Source organism: Curtobacterium sp. MCBD17_013, from assembly GCF_003234565.1.
GTDB lineage: Bacteria > Actinomycetota > Actinomycetes > Actinomycetales > Microbacteriaceae > Curtobacterium.
In genome coordinates this window covers 23,435-38,727 of sequence record NZ_QKTU01000015.1, presented here as the reverse complement: position 1 = coordinate 38,727, position 15,293 = coordinate 23,435, and the positions used below count along the sequence as shown (strand labels likewise).

Below are 15,293 nucleotides of genomic sequence, written 5' to 3'. Positions count from 1 at the left end.
TCCCGACGCGTCATCACCCGCAACCAGGGGTGGTCGTCGCGCCTCCGGCACGGAGCGGAGCCGTCGTCCGGACGAAGCCCCCGGGGCCGGTCACCCGAACGGACCGGCCCCGAGGCGACGGCGACCCGACCCGAACGGGTGCGCCCTCGGCCCTGGGGGCTCCCCGACGCCGAGCGCCGGGCACTTCTCGCCATGCCTTCGATGCGGGGTTCCGGACCGATGGGATCGCGCTTGACCCCAGTTCGGGTGGCGTCGGCGATCGCGTCCGTCGCGTGGCGTAACAGATGCCGTGCGGCGCCGGACCCGTGGCACGCTTGCCTCCACGCAGCGCACCACGCGAAGCCTCGCGCGCGGCGTCGACCGCTCCCGTCGTGGACGGCCGCCGCGCACGCCTGCGACGTCCCACTGCCCGAGGGAGTCGCACGACGACTCCGTCCCCGAGGAGCGCACGCATGTCATTCGAGAACACCACACACATCCAGGCCACCACGGCCGGTTCCCTTCCCCGTACCCCCGAGCTCATCGCCGCGAACGCCGCGCGACCGCTCGCCGAGGACGGGTTCACCCTGCAGACCACCGACGAGGTCCGCGCCCTGACGAGTGCCGCCGTCGACGACGTGGTCGCCCGGCAGGTCCGGCTCGGGATCACCCAACCCGGCGACGGCGAGTACGGCAAGGCGATGTCGAGTTCGGTCGACTACGGCGCCTGGTGGGGCTACTCGTTCCAGCGCGTCAGCGGCCTGTCCCTGACCGAGGAGAACATCTTCACGCAGGAGCCCGTCCGCTCGGAGCCGGGGCACGTCCGCCTGACCTCGTTCCCCGACCGACGGGACTGGATCGCCTTCCGGGACGCCTACCAGGACCCGGAGAGCGGGATCGGGGTCGGCAAGAACGCGACCGCGTTCCCCACGACGACGGGGCCGATCGTCTACACGGGCCACGAGGCCGCCCGCACCGACGCCGCGAACCTCAAGCACGCGCTCGAGGCGAACGACGTCGACAACGGGTTCATCACCGCGCTCTCGCCCGGTTCCGGTGCCCGCGTCGCGAACGAGTACTACGCGACCGAGGAAGAGCACATCTGGGCCTGGGCCGACGCTCTCCGCGAGGAGTACCGGATCATCCTCGACGCGGGGCTCTCGCTGCAGATCGACGACCCCTCGATCGCCGAGAACTGGGACCAGATCAACCCCGAGCCGAGCGTCGAGGACTACCGCGCGTTCACCCGGATCCGGGTCGAGGCCCTCAACCACGCACTCCGCGGCCTGGACACCTCGCGCGTGCGGTTCCACCTGTGCTGGGGCTCGTGGCACGGACCCCACACGACGGACATCGAACTCCGTCACATCGTGGACCTCATGCTCGACATCGACGCGAGCGCCTACTCGTTCGAGGCCGCGAACGCCCGCCACGAGCACGAGTGGACCGTCTGGGAGGACACCGAGCTGCCGGACGGCAAGGTGATCATCCCGGGTGTGGTCGGCCACGCCACGAACGTCGTCGAGCACCCGGACCTGGTCGCGCAGCGGATCGAGCGGTTCGCCGAGTTCGTCGGCCGCGAGCGGGTCATCGCCGGGACCGACTGTGGTCTGGGCGGCCGCGTCCACCCCTCGATCGCCGCCGCCAAGCTCGAGTCGCTCGGCGAGGGCGCCCGACGGGCCTCGGCGAAGCTGTTCTGAGCCGTCACACATCGCGCTGACCGGACGGCCCGGCCCCTCCTGAGGGTCGGGCCGTCCGTCGTCCCGGCCCCTCCTGGGGGTCGGGCCGTCCGTCCTCGCGGCCGCCGCGATCCGTGCTCGGTCGTCAGACCGTCCGCGCGGCGAGGTCGGCCTCGCGCTCGAGCAGGGACCGTTTGACGTGCTCGCCCCAGGCGAAGCCCCCGAGGCCGCCGTTGCTCCGGAGCACCCGGTGGCAGGGCACGAACAGTGCCGGTGCGTTCCGGGCGCAGACGCTCGCCGCGGCGCGCACGGCCTCCGGACGCCCCATGGCCGCGGCGAGCTGCGTGTACGTGAGCACGGTGCCCGCCGGCACGAGCCGGAGCTGCCGCCAGCCCTCGGCGAACAGTTCCGTGCCGAACTGCCGGACGCGCACCTGCATGGCCGGTTCGACGTCGCCGTCGTAGTAGGCCTGGACCGCCGTGGCCGACGCCACCGCACCCGGCACGACGACCACCGGTCGGTGGCGCTCCGCCAGCCGGGCGAGGACCTCGGTGGCCTCCGCCGTCCATCCGGACGCGAGGACCGTGCCGTCGCCGTCCTCGAGCACGGTGAACGGACCGTCGGGCGTCGCGAGGGTGGCGACGCGCGCGACCGTCGTCGCCGCGCGAGGCTCGGGCGGGACCACGACGGCGTCGGACGACCGGAGCGGGGATGCCGCGTCCGGTACGACGGACGCCGACTCCGACGCGGCCGGTTCGGGCCGCAGGTCGATCGTGCTCATGGGATGTGCCTTCCGTTCGGTCGATGCCCCTGGTCCGGCGGGGTGCGTGCGGCAGCGCGCCAGAGGTGCATGGTCAGGTAGCTCCGCCAGGGAGCGAGTGCCGACGACCATACGGAGAGTCCGCGCGGGTCGTCGGGGATCCCGAGGGCCTGTGCACCGTTCCGCACGGCGACGTCCTTGGGGAGGAGGAGATCGGGGTGGTGCCGGACCCGGAGCGCGACGTACGCGGCGGTCCAGGGCCCGACCCCGGGCACGGCGAGCAGTCGCGCGCGGAGGTCGTCCAGCGTCGCGGCCCGGTCCACGACGAGCGATCCGTCGGCGAGCCCCGCCGCGACCCGGTGCAGCGTCGCGACACGGGCTCGGGGACCGCGGATGACCCGCTCCGCGTCGCCCGGCGGCGCCGACCCCGCTCCCGCCTCGGCGACGAGCTGTCGCCCCACGGCATCCGCGAGTACGGCGGCCGTCGGGAACATCCGCATCCCGGGCGCGACGGTGTCGGGCACCGGCTCTCCGAGGGCGTCCACCACACGACCGAGCGCCGTCCGCGCCGCGGCGACGCGCACCTGCTGCCCGAGGACCGCCCGGACGACGAGCTCGTCGGCGTCGAGCGCCCCCGGCACCCGGATGCCCGGCACGGCGGCCACCGACGACGCCAGCTCCGGGACCACTCCGAGCAGGGCGTCCACCGCGACCGGGTCCGCGTCCAGGTCGAACAGGGACCGGACGCGCGCGACGAGGGTCGGGAGGTCGGACAGCGTCGTCATCCGGACCTCGAGGTCGATGCCGGTACCGCGGCCGGAGGGCCCCGGGTCGGCGGGGGTCGCGGCGAACCAGGCCGGGCCTCCCGGCAGTCGCACGACCCGCTCGTAGCGGGCGCCGCCGGGATCCGCGGCGGTGGCCGCGACCTCGACGCCGGGCAGCGCGCGGGCGGCGAACCAGGCGAAGAGGCCGTGGGCGTCGAACGGCGGTCGCGCGGGCAGGTGGACGCGGAGCGCCCCGTCCGGCGTCGGCGCCGCGCGTCCACTCCGCGCCCGCAGCGCGGTCGGGGTGAGCCCGAAGACCTCGCGCACGGTGTCGTTGAACTGCCGCACGCTGCCGAACCCGGCGGCGAACGCGACGTCCGCGACCGGCAGCGACGACGTCGTGAGCAGCGTCCGGGCGTGCTGGGCGCGCTGCGCGCGGCTCAGCGCCTTCGGCCCGGCGCCGAGCTCCTGCACGAGGATCCGCGTGAGGTGTCGCGGGGAGTACCCGAGGCGTGCGGCGAGCGCCGGCACTCCGTCGCGCTCGACCACGCCGTCCGTCACGAGGCGCATGGCGCGCGCGGCGCCATGCGCCTCGCGCACGTTCCACGCGGGGCTGCCGGGGCTCGCCTCGGGCAGGCACCGCTTGCACGCGCGGTACCCGGCGAGGTGCGCGGCCGCGCTCGTGGGGTAGAACGTGACGCCCGAGCTCCGCGGCGTGCGAGCGGGACAGCTCGGTCGGCAGTAGATACGCGTCGAGTGGACGGCGGTGACGAACTGGCCGTCGAAGCGGGCGTCGCGCGACGCGGCGATGCGGTAGCGCTCCGCGTGGAGCGGGTCGGAGGTCGCGCCCGTCCCCCCGCCCGTGTCCATGCTCCCAGCCTGACACGCGCCACCGACCCGAACCAGCGGGAATCGGACACGGCGGCAGGGTCGACGGGATCGGCCCGGCGGGCGCGCAGTGGCGCGCTCGGTCCGCCTCCGCACCTCGACCGGGAGGCACGGCGGACGCCGACAGGTACGGTCGGGTGTCATGGACGCGAGCGGTGAGCACCCCGCCGGCGACGGGGCGGACGCGCGCGACGGGGCGGACGCGACTCCGGGCCTCCCGGCCGGACTGCTGACGACCGCGTACCCGGTGACCGTCGAGCTGCTGCTCGCCGCACCGCGGCACCGCTACGAGGGCCGGCCCGCCGACGGTCCGGCCCCGGCGGACGGACCGGAGCTCCACGAGCGGATCACGGTCCGGGCCGGGCTCGGGATCGTCGGCGACCGGTTCCACGGCCACCCCGCGCACCGGCAGGCGTCCGTCACGGTGATCGGGGCCGAGCCGCTCCAGGCGCTCGCGGCGGAACTCGGCATCCCGCTGGACCCGGCGCTCACCCGACGCAACGTGGTGCTCCGCGGCGTCGACGTCGAGGCCCTCCGCGGCGTCCTGTTCTCGATCGACACGGGGTCGGGCCCGGTCGTGCTGCAGGGACACCGTGCGGCGAACCCCTGCGCGTGGATGGACGTGGCGATCGGGCCGGGCGCGTTCCGCGGGATGCGGGGTCGGGGCGGGATCCGCTGCGAGCCGCTGACCGACGGCGTGCTCACGCTCGGCCCGGGGACGCTCCGGGCGGCGGTGCCGCTGGGCTGAGCACGGTTCGCGTGGCCGTCGAACCGCGTGGTGCCCGTCGAACCGCGGGATCACGCGGTTCGACGGGCACCAGGGTGTTCGACGTGCCGGGGTCAGCCGACGGGGACGACCGCCCCTTCGATCGCGGGGACGAACGCCTGCAGGTCGCCGGGGTTGCGGGAGGTGATGAGCGTGTAGCCCCCCGAGACGTCGACCTCGACCTCGCGGTCCACCCACTCGGCGCCGGCGTTGCGGATGTCGGTCTGCAGCGTGTGGAACGAGGTGATTGTGCGTCCGGGGAGGATGCCCGCCTCGACCAGGAGCCAGGGACCGTGGCAGATCGCGGCGATGGGCTTGCCCGCGTCGGCGAACGCCGTGACGAGGGCGATCGCTCCCGGCTCGCGGCGCAGTGTGTCGGCGTTGATGGTGCCGCCGGGGATGAGGATCGCGTCGTAGTCGCTCTCGTCGGCCTCGTCGAGCGCGAGGTCGACGTCCACCTGCTGGCCCGGGTCCTTGTCGCCCACGAGCGTCTGGATGGGCGACTGCTCCTTGGCGGCGATCGTGACCGCGGCGCCCTTCTCGCGGAGCTGCTCGACCGGGACGACGATCTCGTCCTGCTCGACCCCGTAGTTCGTGGCGATCACGAGGATCTTCGTGCCGTTCAGTTCGTCGGCCATGGTGCTCCTTCCGTCGGTGCGCGGTCCGGATCGGCTCCGCGCCGCCGTCGGGTCGTGTCCGGCGGCTCCATCGAGTGTCGGCGTGATCACCCGCGAGCGTCCGCAGGTCGCAGCCGACGTGGAGGCGCCCCGTCCCCCGGGTGCACACCGGCTCGGCCCGGCACCTGCTCCCGGCCCGGCGGGCGCTCAGCCCCGGACGCGGAAGCCCGCGTCTGCGCGTGACACCGTGACGCGCGTGTGGTCCGTCACGCGGTCGAGACCCTCGGTCGTCGGGGACGTGTGCGCGCCGACCACGACGACGTGGGCCCCCGACGCCACGGCGGACACGAGGCCCGCTTCAGCGTCCTCGAAGGCGGTGCAGTCCCCGGGCGGGAGACCGAGCATCTCGGCCCCGAGCCGGTAGCAGTCGGGAGCGGGCTTGCCGTTCGGCACGTCCTCGGCGGTGACGACCACCTCGGGCACGGGGACGCCGGCCGCCACCATCCGGTTCAGTGCGAGGTCGCGCGGCGCGCTCGTCACGAGGGCGACGGGCGCTCCGAGGTCGAGGAGGGTCCGCATGAGCGCGCCGGCGCCGGGGACCTCGGTGATGCCGTCGGTGCGACGGACCTCGTCGGCCACGAGCGCCGCCGACAGGGCGACCCGTTCGTCGTGGGACCGGTCGGGCAGGAACCGGGTCACGGTGTCGATGGTCTGGCGACCGTGCGAGAACGCGAGGATCTCGCGCGGGTCGATGCCGTGCTCCGCCCCGAAGCGCCCCCAGGCGGCCTCGACGATCGCGGTGGAGTCGACGAGGGTGCCGTCCATGTCGAACAGGAACCCGGCGGTGACGTGGTCGAGGTGATGCGGCATCACGGTCGACGGTACCGCGTCAGGAGCATGTCGCCGGCGCGGAGGACGTGGGCGAGCCGCATCGAGCGGAGGCCCTGTCCGGCACCGCCCCGCGCGATCCGGGGGCCGTCGCCGCCCTCGAGGACCGGACTGACGGTGAGGCACAGCTCGTCCACCGCATCGGCCGCCACGAGCGCCCCGAGGAGGCCGGGCCCGCCCTCGCAGTGGATCTGGGCGAGGCCGCGCTCCACCAGCGCCCGCCGGACGACCGCGACGTCCACGGCGTCCGCCCCGCAGTCGACGACGTCCGCGACCGCGGCGAGCGCCGCGCGTCGGTCCGCGGGTGCCTCCGCATGCGTCAGGACGACCGGTCGCACCGGTGCCTCCGTGAAGACCCGCGACGCCGCATCGAGCGCCAGGGACCCGCTGACGATCGCGAACGCGGGGTGGTCCGGGAGGTCCCGCGCACGCCGCCACGCCACGTCCGCGTCGTGCAGGCGCATCGGCCCGTACCCCTCGTTCCGGACGGTCCCGGCTGCGACGAGGACGACGTCCGCGAGGCGGCGCAGGAGGTCGAACACGCGGAGGTCGGCTGGGCCGCCGAGGCCACCGGAGACGCCCTCGGCGGTGGCGGAGCCGTCGAGACTGCTCACGAAGTTGACGCGCACCCAGCCGTCGGCCGTCGTCGGGGAGGGGTGTCGGGCCTCCCGGCCGTACAGGGCGAGGAGTGCGTCGTCGTCGAGCGGTCCCGGGCCGGCGGCGGGGAACAGCTGCTCGATGGCGGCGGCATCCGTCGCCCCGGCGGCGGCGGCGGGGTTCGTCGCCCCGGCGGCGGCTGCGGCGGCGTCCGTCGCCCCGGCGGCGGCTGCGGCGGCGTCCGTCGCCCCGGCGGCGGCTGCGGCTGCGGGCTCGTCGGCGGCGTGCTCGTCCGGGCTCATGCGACCGGGCGGTTGCCCTCGGGCAACAGGTTGTGGACCGGGTCGACGGGGGCGCGCCAGCCGAGCACGGCCTCGACCATGCGGGCCGCGTCGACCGCCGGACGGACGTCGTGCATGCGGAGGATCCGGGCGCCGAGCATCGCGCTCATGGTCGCGGCCGCGAGCGACCCCGCCAGCCGTTCACCCCGGGGCCGCCCCAGGGACTCCCCGACGAAGTCCTTGTTCGACACCGCCGCGAGGGTCGGGAACCCGAGCGCCGCGACCTCGGCCAGTCGTCGGGTCAACTCGAGCGAGTGCACCGTCGTCTTGTTGAGGTCGTGTCCGGGGTCGACGACGATCCGCGACTCCGGCACACCACGCTCGAGCGCGAGGTCGACCCGCCGCCGGAGGAACGCGACCACGTCGCCGACGACGTCGTCGTACCGCGGCATCGGGTGCTCCTGCCGCGGGGCAGCCAGGCTGTGGGTGATGACGACCGTCGCGTCGCTGTCGGCCACGACGTCGGCCATCCGCGGATCCGACAACCCCGTCGTGTCGTTGACGACCGAGGCGCCCGCGGCGATCGCCGCCGCCGCGACCTCGGGCCGGAACGTGTCCACGGACACGACCACGTCCGAGGCCTGGACGAGCGCGCGCACCACGGGCACGACGCGGTCGGCCTCCTCGTCCGCGGGCACCTCGGGGCCGGGGGCGAACTTGACGCCGCCGACGTCCACCCAGTCCGCGCCCTCGTCCGCCGCCGCCACCGCTGCGGCGACCGCTCGATCGAGCGCGAACGTGGCGCCTCGGTCATGGAACGAGTCGGGGGTGCGGTTGACGATCGCCATGACGGCGATCCGCCGGTCGAAGTCGAACGTCCGGCGGCCGATCCTGCGGACGGGGTGGCGGAGCGGCGGGAGCACGGCACCGGTCGCGAGCACGGGGGCGGCCGTGCGCTCAGGGCCGGTCGCGCGCTCGGGGTCGGCCGCGCGCTCGGGCTCGGTCACGAGCACGGCGCCGGTCGGGAGGCCCACGGCCGCGTCCGCCGTCATGCCACCGCTCCGCTGCCGGCCGCGCCGATGAGCGCGATGACATCGGCCCGACGGACCGGGTCCGCGAGGACTCCGCTGCTCGCCACGGTCACCGTCGAACTGGCCGTCTGCCGCTCACCACGGGTCGTCACGCAGGCGTGCACGGCGTCGAGCACGACGAGCACCCCCGGGGCGTCGAGCCCCTCGGCGATGGCCGACACGACCTCGGACCCGAGCCGCTCCTGCAGCTGCGGCCGCGAGGCGATCGCGTCGACCACTCGCGAGAGCGTGCCGAGCCCGATGATCCGCTCGCCCGGCACGTACGCCAGGTGGGCGACCCCGAGGAACGGCAGCAGGTGGTGCTCACACACCGAGCGGAACCGGACGTCGCGCACGATCACGACCTCACCGAGCTCGTCCGGCTCGGCCGGCACCGCCCCGCGTCGCACGATGTCGGTCGCGTCGACCCCGAGGCCGCTGAAGAACTCGGCGAACGCGTCCGCCACCCGCGCGGGCGTCGCCTGGAGGCCCGGACGCGTCGGGTCCTCGCCGACACCGGCGAGGAGCTCGCGCACGGCCGCCTCGACGCGAGCCCGGTCCTGGCGTCCGTTCACCGCCCCATCATCACACCTGCTCGCCGACATCGGCGGGCAGGGCCTCGTGGTGGGGCGCCCCGTGGGTGCGGCGCTGCTCCTTCATGCGGGCCTCGAAGAGGTGGCGACGGCCGCCGGCCAGCTGCTCGCGGGCCTCCCGTTCGGCGTCGCGCACGACCGACCAGTAGCCGTCGTCATAGTCCTCGACGATCTGGAACGTCCATCGGCCGGCGATGACGTTGCGGCCGACGACGTCACGCTCGATGCGGTCGGCGACGTCGTCGTGTCCGGCCTGGCGGAACAGGTCCACCGCTTCACCGATCGCGAGGTCCGCCGTACCCGTGAGGCGGTGGAAGCCGTACAGCAGGCCGCGAGCGTGCTCGAGCGCCTCGAGCCCCTCGGACAGCTTGCCGAGGGCGTCCACCGTGGCGTCGTCGACCCCCTCCGGGATCCGATGGGCTGCGTCGGGCCCGTCGGTGTCGGGACGTTCGTTCGTCATGGTGATCGTTGTACTCGGGTGGCTGCCGGTCGCCCCCGGGGCGGTGTCCCCCGGCGCGTTTCCCTGGCGCATGGTGCCGCGGTCACGCCATGCGACGGAGCGTGTTCACGTTCCGCGTCGTCGTCGTCGCGCGGAACCGCGACGTGGCCGCACGCTTGGCGAACGGGGTGTCGGTGCTCGACCCCTTCGGGCACGCCCAGTAGACGACGCCGTCGCCGACGACCACCCGATCCGGCGGCTGCACCGGGTCGGCGACGAGGGCCTCGAGGGCGTCCTGGTCCGACGAGAACACGACGTACGCGTGCGTCGCCGCGTCGACCGGGAACGGGAACGCGTCGACGAGCGCCGCCAGTCGGTCCTGTCGCACGAGCACCACGGGCACCGGGCGGCCGAACCGGTCCTGGAGGCCGCGCTCGAGCCGGTCCCGGAGGGTCGCCTCCGCAGCGTCCTGCGCGACCGCGTGCTCCGGTCCGGCGTCGGGCGCCGGGGCCGTGAACACCACGTTGCCGCTCGCGAGCACCGGTCGGACGTCGGTGCCGCCGATCCCCGCGACGACCGCGGTGAGTTCGGGGTTCCGGACGGTGACCCCGCCCACGTTCACGCCGCGGAGCAGGGCCACCCAGCGGGTGCCGACGTCCGCGTCGGCGGCGACCCGGCGTGCACTCACGACGGCTGCGCCTCCACCTCGTCGCGCTCGAGCGAGATCGTCGGGATGGACGCGGTGATGACGGATCCGTCGGCACGGAGCGTGCCCTGGATGTCGCTCGTCGTCGGCGCGTGCGCCTCGAGCCGCGGCCCCTGGTGCCCGAGCTCGACGACGAGCGGGTGGTCCGCCGAGACGAGGAACTCCTCGTTGTGCACCCACACCGTGACCTCGGTGCCGTGCTCGATCGTGAAGGTCATGCGATCCGGTTCGAGCTCGACGCGCATCCGGTTCCCCTGCACGGTGAGCCGGAAGGTCAGGCCGGGCCATGTCTTCGGCAGCCGCGGATTGAACGTCAGTCGGCCGCCGTGGTCGCGCATGCCGCCGAAGCCGTTGACGAGGGCACCCCAGACGCCGCCCGTCGAGGCGACGTGGACGCCGTCGGACGTGTTGCCGTGCAGGTCGGCGAGGTCGACGAACAGCGAGGTGAGGAAGTACTGCTCCGCGAGCTCGTGGTACCCGACCTCGGCCGCGATGATCGACTGGACGACCGCCGACAGCGTCGAGTCACCGGTGGTCAGCGCGTCGTAGTACTCGAAGTCGCGGCGCTTCTCGGCGGGCGTGAACTCGTGGCCCTGCAGGAACAGCGCGAGCACGACGTCCGCCTGCTTGAGCACCTGGAACCGGTAGATCACGAGCGGGTGGTAGTGCAGCAGGAGCGGGCGCTTCGACTCCGGCGTCTTCTCGAGGTCCCAGAGCTCCTTGTCGAGGAACTGGGCGTCCTGCGGGTGGATGCCCCGGTGCGGGTCGAACGGGATCTCCATGGCCTCGGCCGCCGCGGCCCAGCCCGCGATCTCCGACTCGTCCAGGCCCGTACGACGGACCATGCGCGAGAACTCGACCGGGTCGTCGGCACGGAGTTCACGGCACGCGTTCACGGCGAACCACAGGTTCGCGCGGGCCATGACGTTCGTGTACATGTTGTCGTCGACGACGGTGGTGTACTCGTCCGGGCCCGTCACGCCGTCGATGTGGAACTTCCGGTCGCCGTTCCGCCGCCAGAAACCGAGGTCCTCCCACAAGCGCGCGGTCTCGACGAGGATGTCGATCGCCCCACGCTTGAGGAACTCGCGGTCACCGCTCGCCCGGACGTACTGCATGAGCGCGTGGGCGATGTCGGCGTCGATGTGGTACTGCGCGGTGCCGGCCGCGTAGTACGCGCTCGACTCCTGACCGTTGATCGTGCGCCACGGGAACAGGGCGCCGCGCTGGTTCAGCTCGCGAGCGCGGTCACGGGCGGCGTCGAGCATGTTGTAGCGGAACCGCATGGCGTTCCGGGCGACGATCGGTGCCGTGTAGCTGAGGAACGGCAGCACGTAGACCTCGGTGTCCCAGAAGTAGTGGCCGCCGTACCCGGAGCCGCTCACGCCCTTCGCCGCGATGCCGTGGCCATCGGTGCGGGCGGTGGCCTGCGCGAGCTGGAACAGGTTCCACCGGACCGCCTGCTGCAGGCCGGGCTCGTGCGGGATCTCGACGTCGCTCCGGGCCCAGAAGTCGTCCATCCACGCCCGCTGGTGCGCGAACATGTCGTCCACGGAGGTCTCGGCCGCACGGTCGAGCGTCCGGTCGCAGCGATCGGCGAGCTCCCGGGCGGGGACCCCGCGCGACGTGTGGTACGTGATCGTCTTGACGAGGCGGATCGGCTGTCCGGCCTTGGCCGTGATCCGGTACACGTGCTTGGCGAGGTCGTCGTCGATCTGCGCGGTGTGGTCCCACGTGTTGTCGGTCTCGAGCCGGTGCTCGGCCCCCACGCAGATGGTCATGCCCGAGCTCGACGTCTGGTAACCGAGCAGCGACCGCTCGCCCGTGTTCCGCCGGAAGCGCGGTTGCAGGACGCGGTTCGTGAACTGCTCCGCCTTGCGCGGGTCGAACATCGGCGCCGCGGTCTGCATCATCGCGTGGTACTCGTCGGGCACGTCCTGGCGGTTGAGGATCTGGCTCGACAGCAGCACGGAGGCATCGTGGTCGAGCATCGTGACCTCGTAGTCGACGACCGCGAAGTGCCGGTCGGCGAACGACACGAGTCGGCGCGAGCGGATGAGCACGCGCTTACCCGAGGGCGTGCTCCACTCGGTCTCACGGAGCAGGTAGCCGTCACGGAACTCGAGCCGTCGCGTGTACCGGAGGATGTCGGCCTCGGCGAGGACCAGGGGTTCGTCGTCGACGTAGAGCCGGATCACCTTGGCGTCCGGTGCGTTGACGATGGTCTGTCCCACCTTCGCGAACCCGAAGGCCTCTTCCGCGTGGCGGATCGGCCAGATCTCGTGGAACCCGTTCACGTAGGTGCCGTACGAGAACCCGCCCCGGCCCTCGTCGAAGTTCCCCCGGAGGCCGAGGTACCCGTTGCCGACCGCGAACAGCGTCTCGGCGACGCCCTGCTCGTCGGGGGCGTACTCGGCCTCTTCCAGCGCCCACTCGTCGATCGGGTAGCGGGTGCGGTCAAGGGGATCCGCGGTGATCGGGTTCATGCGTCCTTCCCGGGAGCGTCCGTGGGGTGGGTGACGGTGCCCGGAGCCGGCAGGTCGTCGACGAGGTCGGCGAGGTCGGGCACGACGACGTCCGCGCCGTGCGCGCGGAGGGCGTCCGCGCCCGCACCGCGATCGACGCCGACGACGAGTCCGAAGGCCCCGGCGTGGCCGGCCTGGACCCCGGCGAGGGCGTCCTCGAACACGACGCACGACGCCGGCGTCAGTCCGAGGCGGTGCGCCGCGTCGACGAAGGTGTCGGGGGCCGGCTTGCCGGCCAGGTGGTCGGCGATCGCGACGGTGCCGTCCACCACGACGGGGAAGCGGTCGAGGATCCCCGCGGTGCGCAGGACCGACCGGGCGTTCGCGGAACTCGAGACGACCGCGACGAGGTACCCGGCAGCGATGGCGGCGTCGAGGAACCGCGCGGAGCCGGGGTACGGCAGGACGCCGTTCTCCTCGAGCTCGGCGTTGAACGCGGCGTTCTTCCGGTTGCCGAGACCACAGACCGTGTCGGCGTCCGGGCCGTCGGACGGGTCGCCCTCCGGGACCTGGATCCCCCGCGCGACGAGCAGGGACCGGACGCCGTCGTAGCGCGGCTTGCCGTCGATGTACGCGTAGTAGTCCTGCTCGGTGTACGGGGCGACCCCGTGCTGCTCGAGGTACGGCGTGAACAGCCGTGACCATGCGCGCATGTGGACGTCCGCGGTGGGCGTCAGGACGCCGTCGAGGTCGAAGAGGAGCGCACGCTGCTCGGCGAGGCTGCCGGGCACGCGTGTGGACGGGGTGGTCATCGGGCGATCGACCTTCCGAGGGGTGTGGCGGGGTGGGGTGGGGTTCCTGCGACTGGCCAGTGTAGGAGTCCGACCAGGGCGTGTCCGCTCAGCCTCCGGGCCGGGCCCGTGCGCGGCTGCCCAGGGGCACCGGTCGTGGGATGCCGATCGCGCTCACCCCGGGCATGGACAGCCAGGCCGTGGCGCCGTCGTCGACCACCGTGGCGAGGACGTCGTCGCACTCGGGGCAGCGGAGGACCGTGCCCGCCGCATCGGCCAGGACGACCACCGTGGCGACGACCCCGACCGCCCCGCAGCCGGAGCATCGGACCCGTGCGGTGGTGGTGTCCGTGCCGAAGACGTCGGCCAGGACCCCGGCCGCCGCGTTGCCGTCGAGTCGGGTCGTCATGCGCTGCCTCCGAACCGCTCGGCTCGCACGCCCCGGGTGTCGTACCCGAGCTCGCCGAGCCACGTGATGACCTGTTCGACGAACGGCGTCGAGCCGCAGACGTAGATGCGCGGGTGGGCCGCCGCCGGCACGATCGCGGCACCGAGGCGGTCCCGCGTCAGGCGGCCGGGTGCGGCGTCGTCGCCCGGGGGCGTCCGTCGCGAGTACACCGTCGTCAGTGCGAAGGGAGCGTCCGCGTCGAGCGCCGCCCGCAGTTCCGGGCGGAAGAAGACGTCCTCCGGCGTGCGGACCGCGTACAGCAACCGGAAGGGCGTGGGGTCCCCGGCCTCCGCGTGCGCACGGACCATCGCGACGAGCGGGACGACGCCGGATCCGCCCGCGATGAGCTGGACCGGGCGCGGTTCCGGTTCCGTCGGTGGCCGCCAGACGAACCAGCCGCCGAGCGGTCCGTGCACCTCGAGCTCGTCGCCCACCATGACGTCGTCGACCAGGAAGGGCGAGACCTCGCCGTCGTCGACCCGGTCGACCGCGAGCTCGACCCGGCTGCTCGCCCCGTGCGAGGCGATCGAGTAGGACCGCGTCGCCTGGTAGCCGTCCTCGGCGGTGAGGCGCAGGTCGAGGTGCTGGCCGGCCTCGTTCCCGGGCCAGCCCGCGACGTCGAGCACGATGCGCCGCGCCGTCGGGGTCTCGGACGCGGCCGCGACGACGCGCGCCACGTGCCACCCCGGGCGCGGGAGTGCGGACGCGGGACGGGAGGCCGGGTCCGCAGGCGCACCCGTCGTGGCCGACACCGTCTGCGCCGATGCGGTCGCTCCGACGTCGACGCTCACCAGTAGCGCTCTTCCTTCCACGGGTCCCCGTGCAGGTGGTAGCCCGCGTTCTCCCAGAAGCCCGGCTCGTCGTTCGCCTGCATCGTGATCCCGCGGACCCACTTGGCGCTCTTCCAGAAGTAGAGATGCGGCACGAGCAACCGCGCCGGGCCGCCGTGTTCGGGCGACAGGGGCTCGCCCTCGGCCTCGAACGCGATCCACGCCTTGCCGTCGAGGACCTCGGCCAGGGGCAGGTTCGTCGTGTAGCCGCCGTAGCTGTGGACCATCAGGTGGTCGAACGAGGTCTCGACGTCGGCGAAGACGGCGTCGAGCGGGACGCCCCGCCACCCCATGTCGAGCTTGGACCAGTGGGTCACGCAGTGGATGTCGGTCCGGATGTCCTCGATCCCGAGCGCCCGGACCTCGTCCCACGACCACTCGTGCACCGCGCCGGTCTCGGTACGGACGGAGAACTGCCACTCCTCGGGCTCGATGATCAAGGTGCCGCTCGCCGAGAGCACCGGCCAGTCGGCCACGGTGGTCTGTCCCGGTGGCAGCCGCGGGTCCACGTCACGCCGCCGCCCGCCGAACCCCCTGGTGAAGGTCGCCATGTCCCGTCCTCCTCGTGCTCCTGCGCACCCCGCGGCGCGTGCTCCGATGATGGCCGGGAAGCACGCCCGCCGACAAGGTGCCGAGCCGAGATGGTGGGCAGCGTTCATGCACCGGCCGATGTGGAGGACGAGCCGGACAGGGCGTCGACACGGCGGTGTCCACGCCGAACGGAACGACGGA

General features: G+C 73.6%; 16 protein-coding genes. 2 read left to right on the top strand and 14 right to left on the bottom strand.

Annotation, left to right across the window (positions count from 1 at the left end; translation table 11 throughout):
- The first annotated feature begins 452 nt into the window (after positions 1 to 452).
- Complete coding sequence (locus DEI81_RS13455; protein WP_111011235.1) at positions 453 to 1,679, top strand: cobalamin-independent methionine synthase II family protein; 1,227 nt, start codon at positions 453 to 455, stop codon at positions 1,677 to 1,679.
- A gap of 124 nt (positions 1,680 to 1,803) precedes the next feature.
- Here the strand turns inward: DEI81_RS13455 and DEI81_RS13450 are convergent, their stop codons facing one another.
- Together DEI81_RS13450 and DEI81_RS13445 are read right to left on the bottom strand one after the other, a co-directional pair.
- Positions 1,804 to 2,439 (bottom strand): methylated-DNA--[protein]-cysteine S-methyltransferase, encoded by a 636-nt coding sequence (locus DEI81_RS13450; RefSeq protein WP_111011234.1) that lies wholly within the window; start codon positions 2,437 to 2,439, stop codon positions 1,804 to 1,806.
- The gene (locus DEI81_RS13445) at positions 2,436 to 4,052 is read right to left on the bottom strand and encodes an AlkA N-terminal domain-containing protein (protein WP_111011233.1); all 1,617 of its coding nucleotides are present in this window, start codon (positions 4,050 to 4,052) and stop codon (positions 2,436 to 2,438) included. The genes DEI81_RS13450 and DEI81_RS13445 overlap by 4 nt, the downstream gene beginning before the upstream one ends.
- 160 nt (positions 4,053 to 4,212) lie before the next feature.
- Between DEI81_RS13445 and DEI81_RS13440 the strand changes: the two genes are divergently transcribed.
- On the top strand, positions 4,213 to 4,818 hold the full coding sequence (locus tag DEI81_RS13440; protein WP_258368735.1) for an MOSC domain-containing protein: 606 nt from the start codon (positions 4,213 to 4,215) through the stop codon (positions 4,816 to 4,818).
- Positions 4,819 to 4,910: 92 nt separating this feature from the next.
- Here DEI81_RS13440 and DEI81_RS13435 read toward each other — a convergent pair whose 3' ends face one another.
- From DEI81_RS13435 to DEI81_RS13380, 12 genes are all read right to left on the bottom strand, one after another.
- A complete protein-coding gene (locus tag DEI81_RS13435; RefSeq protein ID WP_111011232.1) occupies positions 4,911 to 5,474 on the bottom strand; it encodes a type 1 glutamine amidotransferase domain-containing protein in 564 nt (187 codons plus the stop codon).
- Between the two features lie 186 nt (positions 5,475 to 5,660).
- Positions 5,661 to 6,323 carry an HAD-IA family hydrolase gene (locus DEI81_RS13430; protein WP_258368734.1) on the bottom strand — a complete coding sequence of 221 codons (663 nt, stop codon included), beginning with the start codon at positions 6,321 to 6,323 and terminating at the stop codon, positions 5,661 to 5,663.
- Positions 6,323 to 7,240, bottom strand: coding sequence for a pyrimidine reductase family protein (locus tag DEI81_RS13425; RefSeq protein WP_220035688.1), 918 nt, complete (start codon positions 7,238 to 7,240; stop codon positions 6,323 to 6,325). The genes DEI81_RS13430 and DEI81_RS13425 overlap by 1 nt, the downstream gene beginning before the upstream one ends.
- Entirely contained in the window at positions 7,237 to 8,271 is a 1,035-nt protein-coding gene (gene folP, locus DEI81_RS13420; RefSeq protein WP_111011231.1) for a dihydropteroate synthase, read from the bottom strand. Before folP ends, DEI81_RS13425 begins: the two co-directional genes overlap by 4 nt.
- A complete protein-coding gene (folE, locus tag DEI81_RS13415) occupies positions 8,268 to 8,864 on the bottom strand; it encodes a GTP cyclohydrolase I (protein ID WP_258368732.1) in 597 nt (198 codons plus the stop codon). The genes folP and folE overlap by 4 nt, the downstream gene beginning before the upstream one ends.
- A 10-nt stretch (positions 8,865 to 8,874) precedes the next feature.
- Positions 8,875 to 9,342 (bottom strand): hypothetical protein, encoded by a 468-nt coding sequence (locus DEI81_RS13410; RefSeq protein WP_111011229.1) that lies wholly within the window; start codon positions 9,340 to 9,342, stop codon positions 8,875 to 8,877.
- Positions 9,343 to 9,424: 82 nt separating this feature from the next.
- Complete coding sequence (locus tag DEI81_RS13405; RefSeq protein ID WP_111011228.1) at positions 9,425 to 10,009, bottom strand: DUF1697 domain-containing protein; 585 nt, start codon at positions 10,007 to 10,009, stop codon at positions 9,425 to 9,427.
- Positions 10,006 to 12,513 carry a glycoside hydrolase family 65 protein gene (locus DEI81_RS13400; RefSeq protein WP_111011227.1) on the bottom strand — a complete coding sequence of 836 codons (2,508 nt, stop codon included), beginning with the start codon at positions 12,511 to 12,513 and terminating at the stop codon, positions 10,006 to 10,008. The genes DEI81_RS13405 and DEI81_RS13400 overlap by 4 nt, the downstream gene beginning before the upstream one ends.
- On the bottom strand, positions 12,510 to 13,304 hold the full coding sequence (locus tag DEI81_RS13395) for an HAD family phosphatase (RefSeq protein ID WP_111011226.1): 795 nt from the start codon (positions 13,302 to 13,304) through the stop codon (positions 12,510 to 12,512). The genes DEI81_RS13400 and DEI81_RS13395 overlap by 4 nt, the downstream gene beginning before the upstream one ends.
- Before the next feature lie 88 nt (positions 13,305 to 13,392).
- Entirely contained in the window at positions 13,393 to 13,692 is a 300-nt protein-coding gene (locus DEI81_RS13390) for a DUF6510 family protein (protein ID WP_181435070.1), read from the bottom strand.
- Complete coding sequence (locus tag DEI81_RS13385) at positions 13,689 to 14,522, bottom strand: FAD-binding oxidoreductase (RefSeq protein WP_309146635.1); 834 nt, start codon at positions 14,520 to 14,522, stop codon at positions 13,689 to 13,691. Before DEI81_RS13385 ends, DEI81_RS13390 begins: the two co-directional genes overlap by 4 nt.
- Positions 14,519 to 15,112 (bottom strand): molybdopterin-dependent oxidoreductase, encoded by a 594-nt coding sequence (locus tag DEI81_RS13380; RefSeq protein ID WP_111011224.1) that lies wholly within the window; start codon positions 15,110 to 15,112, stop codon positions 14,519 to 14,521. Before DEI81_RS13380 ends, DEI81_RS13385 begins: the two co-directional genes overlap by 4 nt.
- Positions 15,113 to 15,293: the final 181 nt, after the last annotated feature.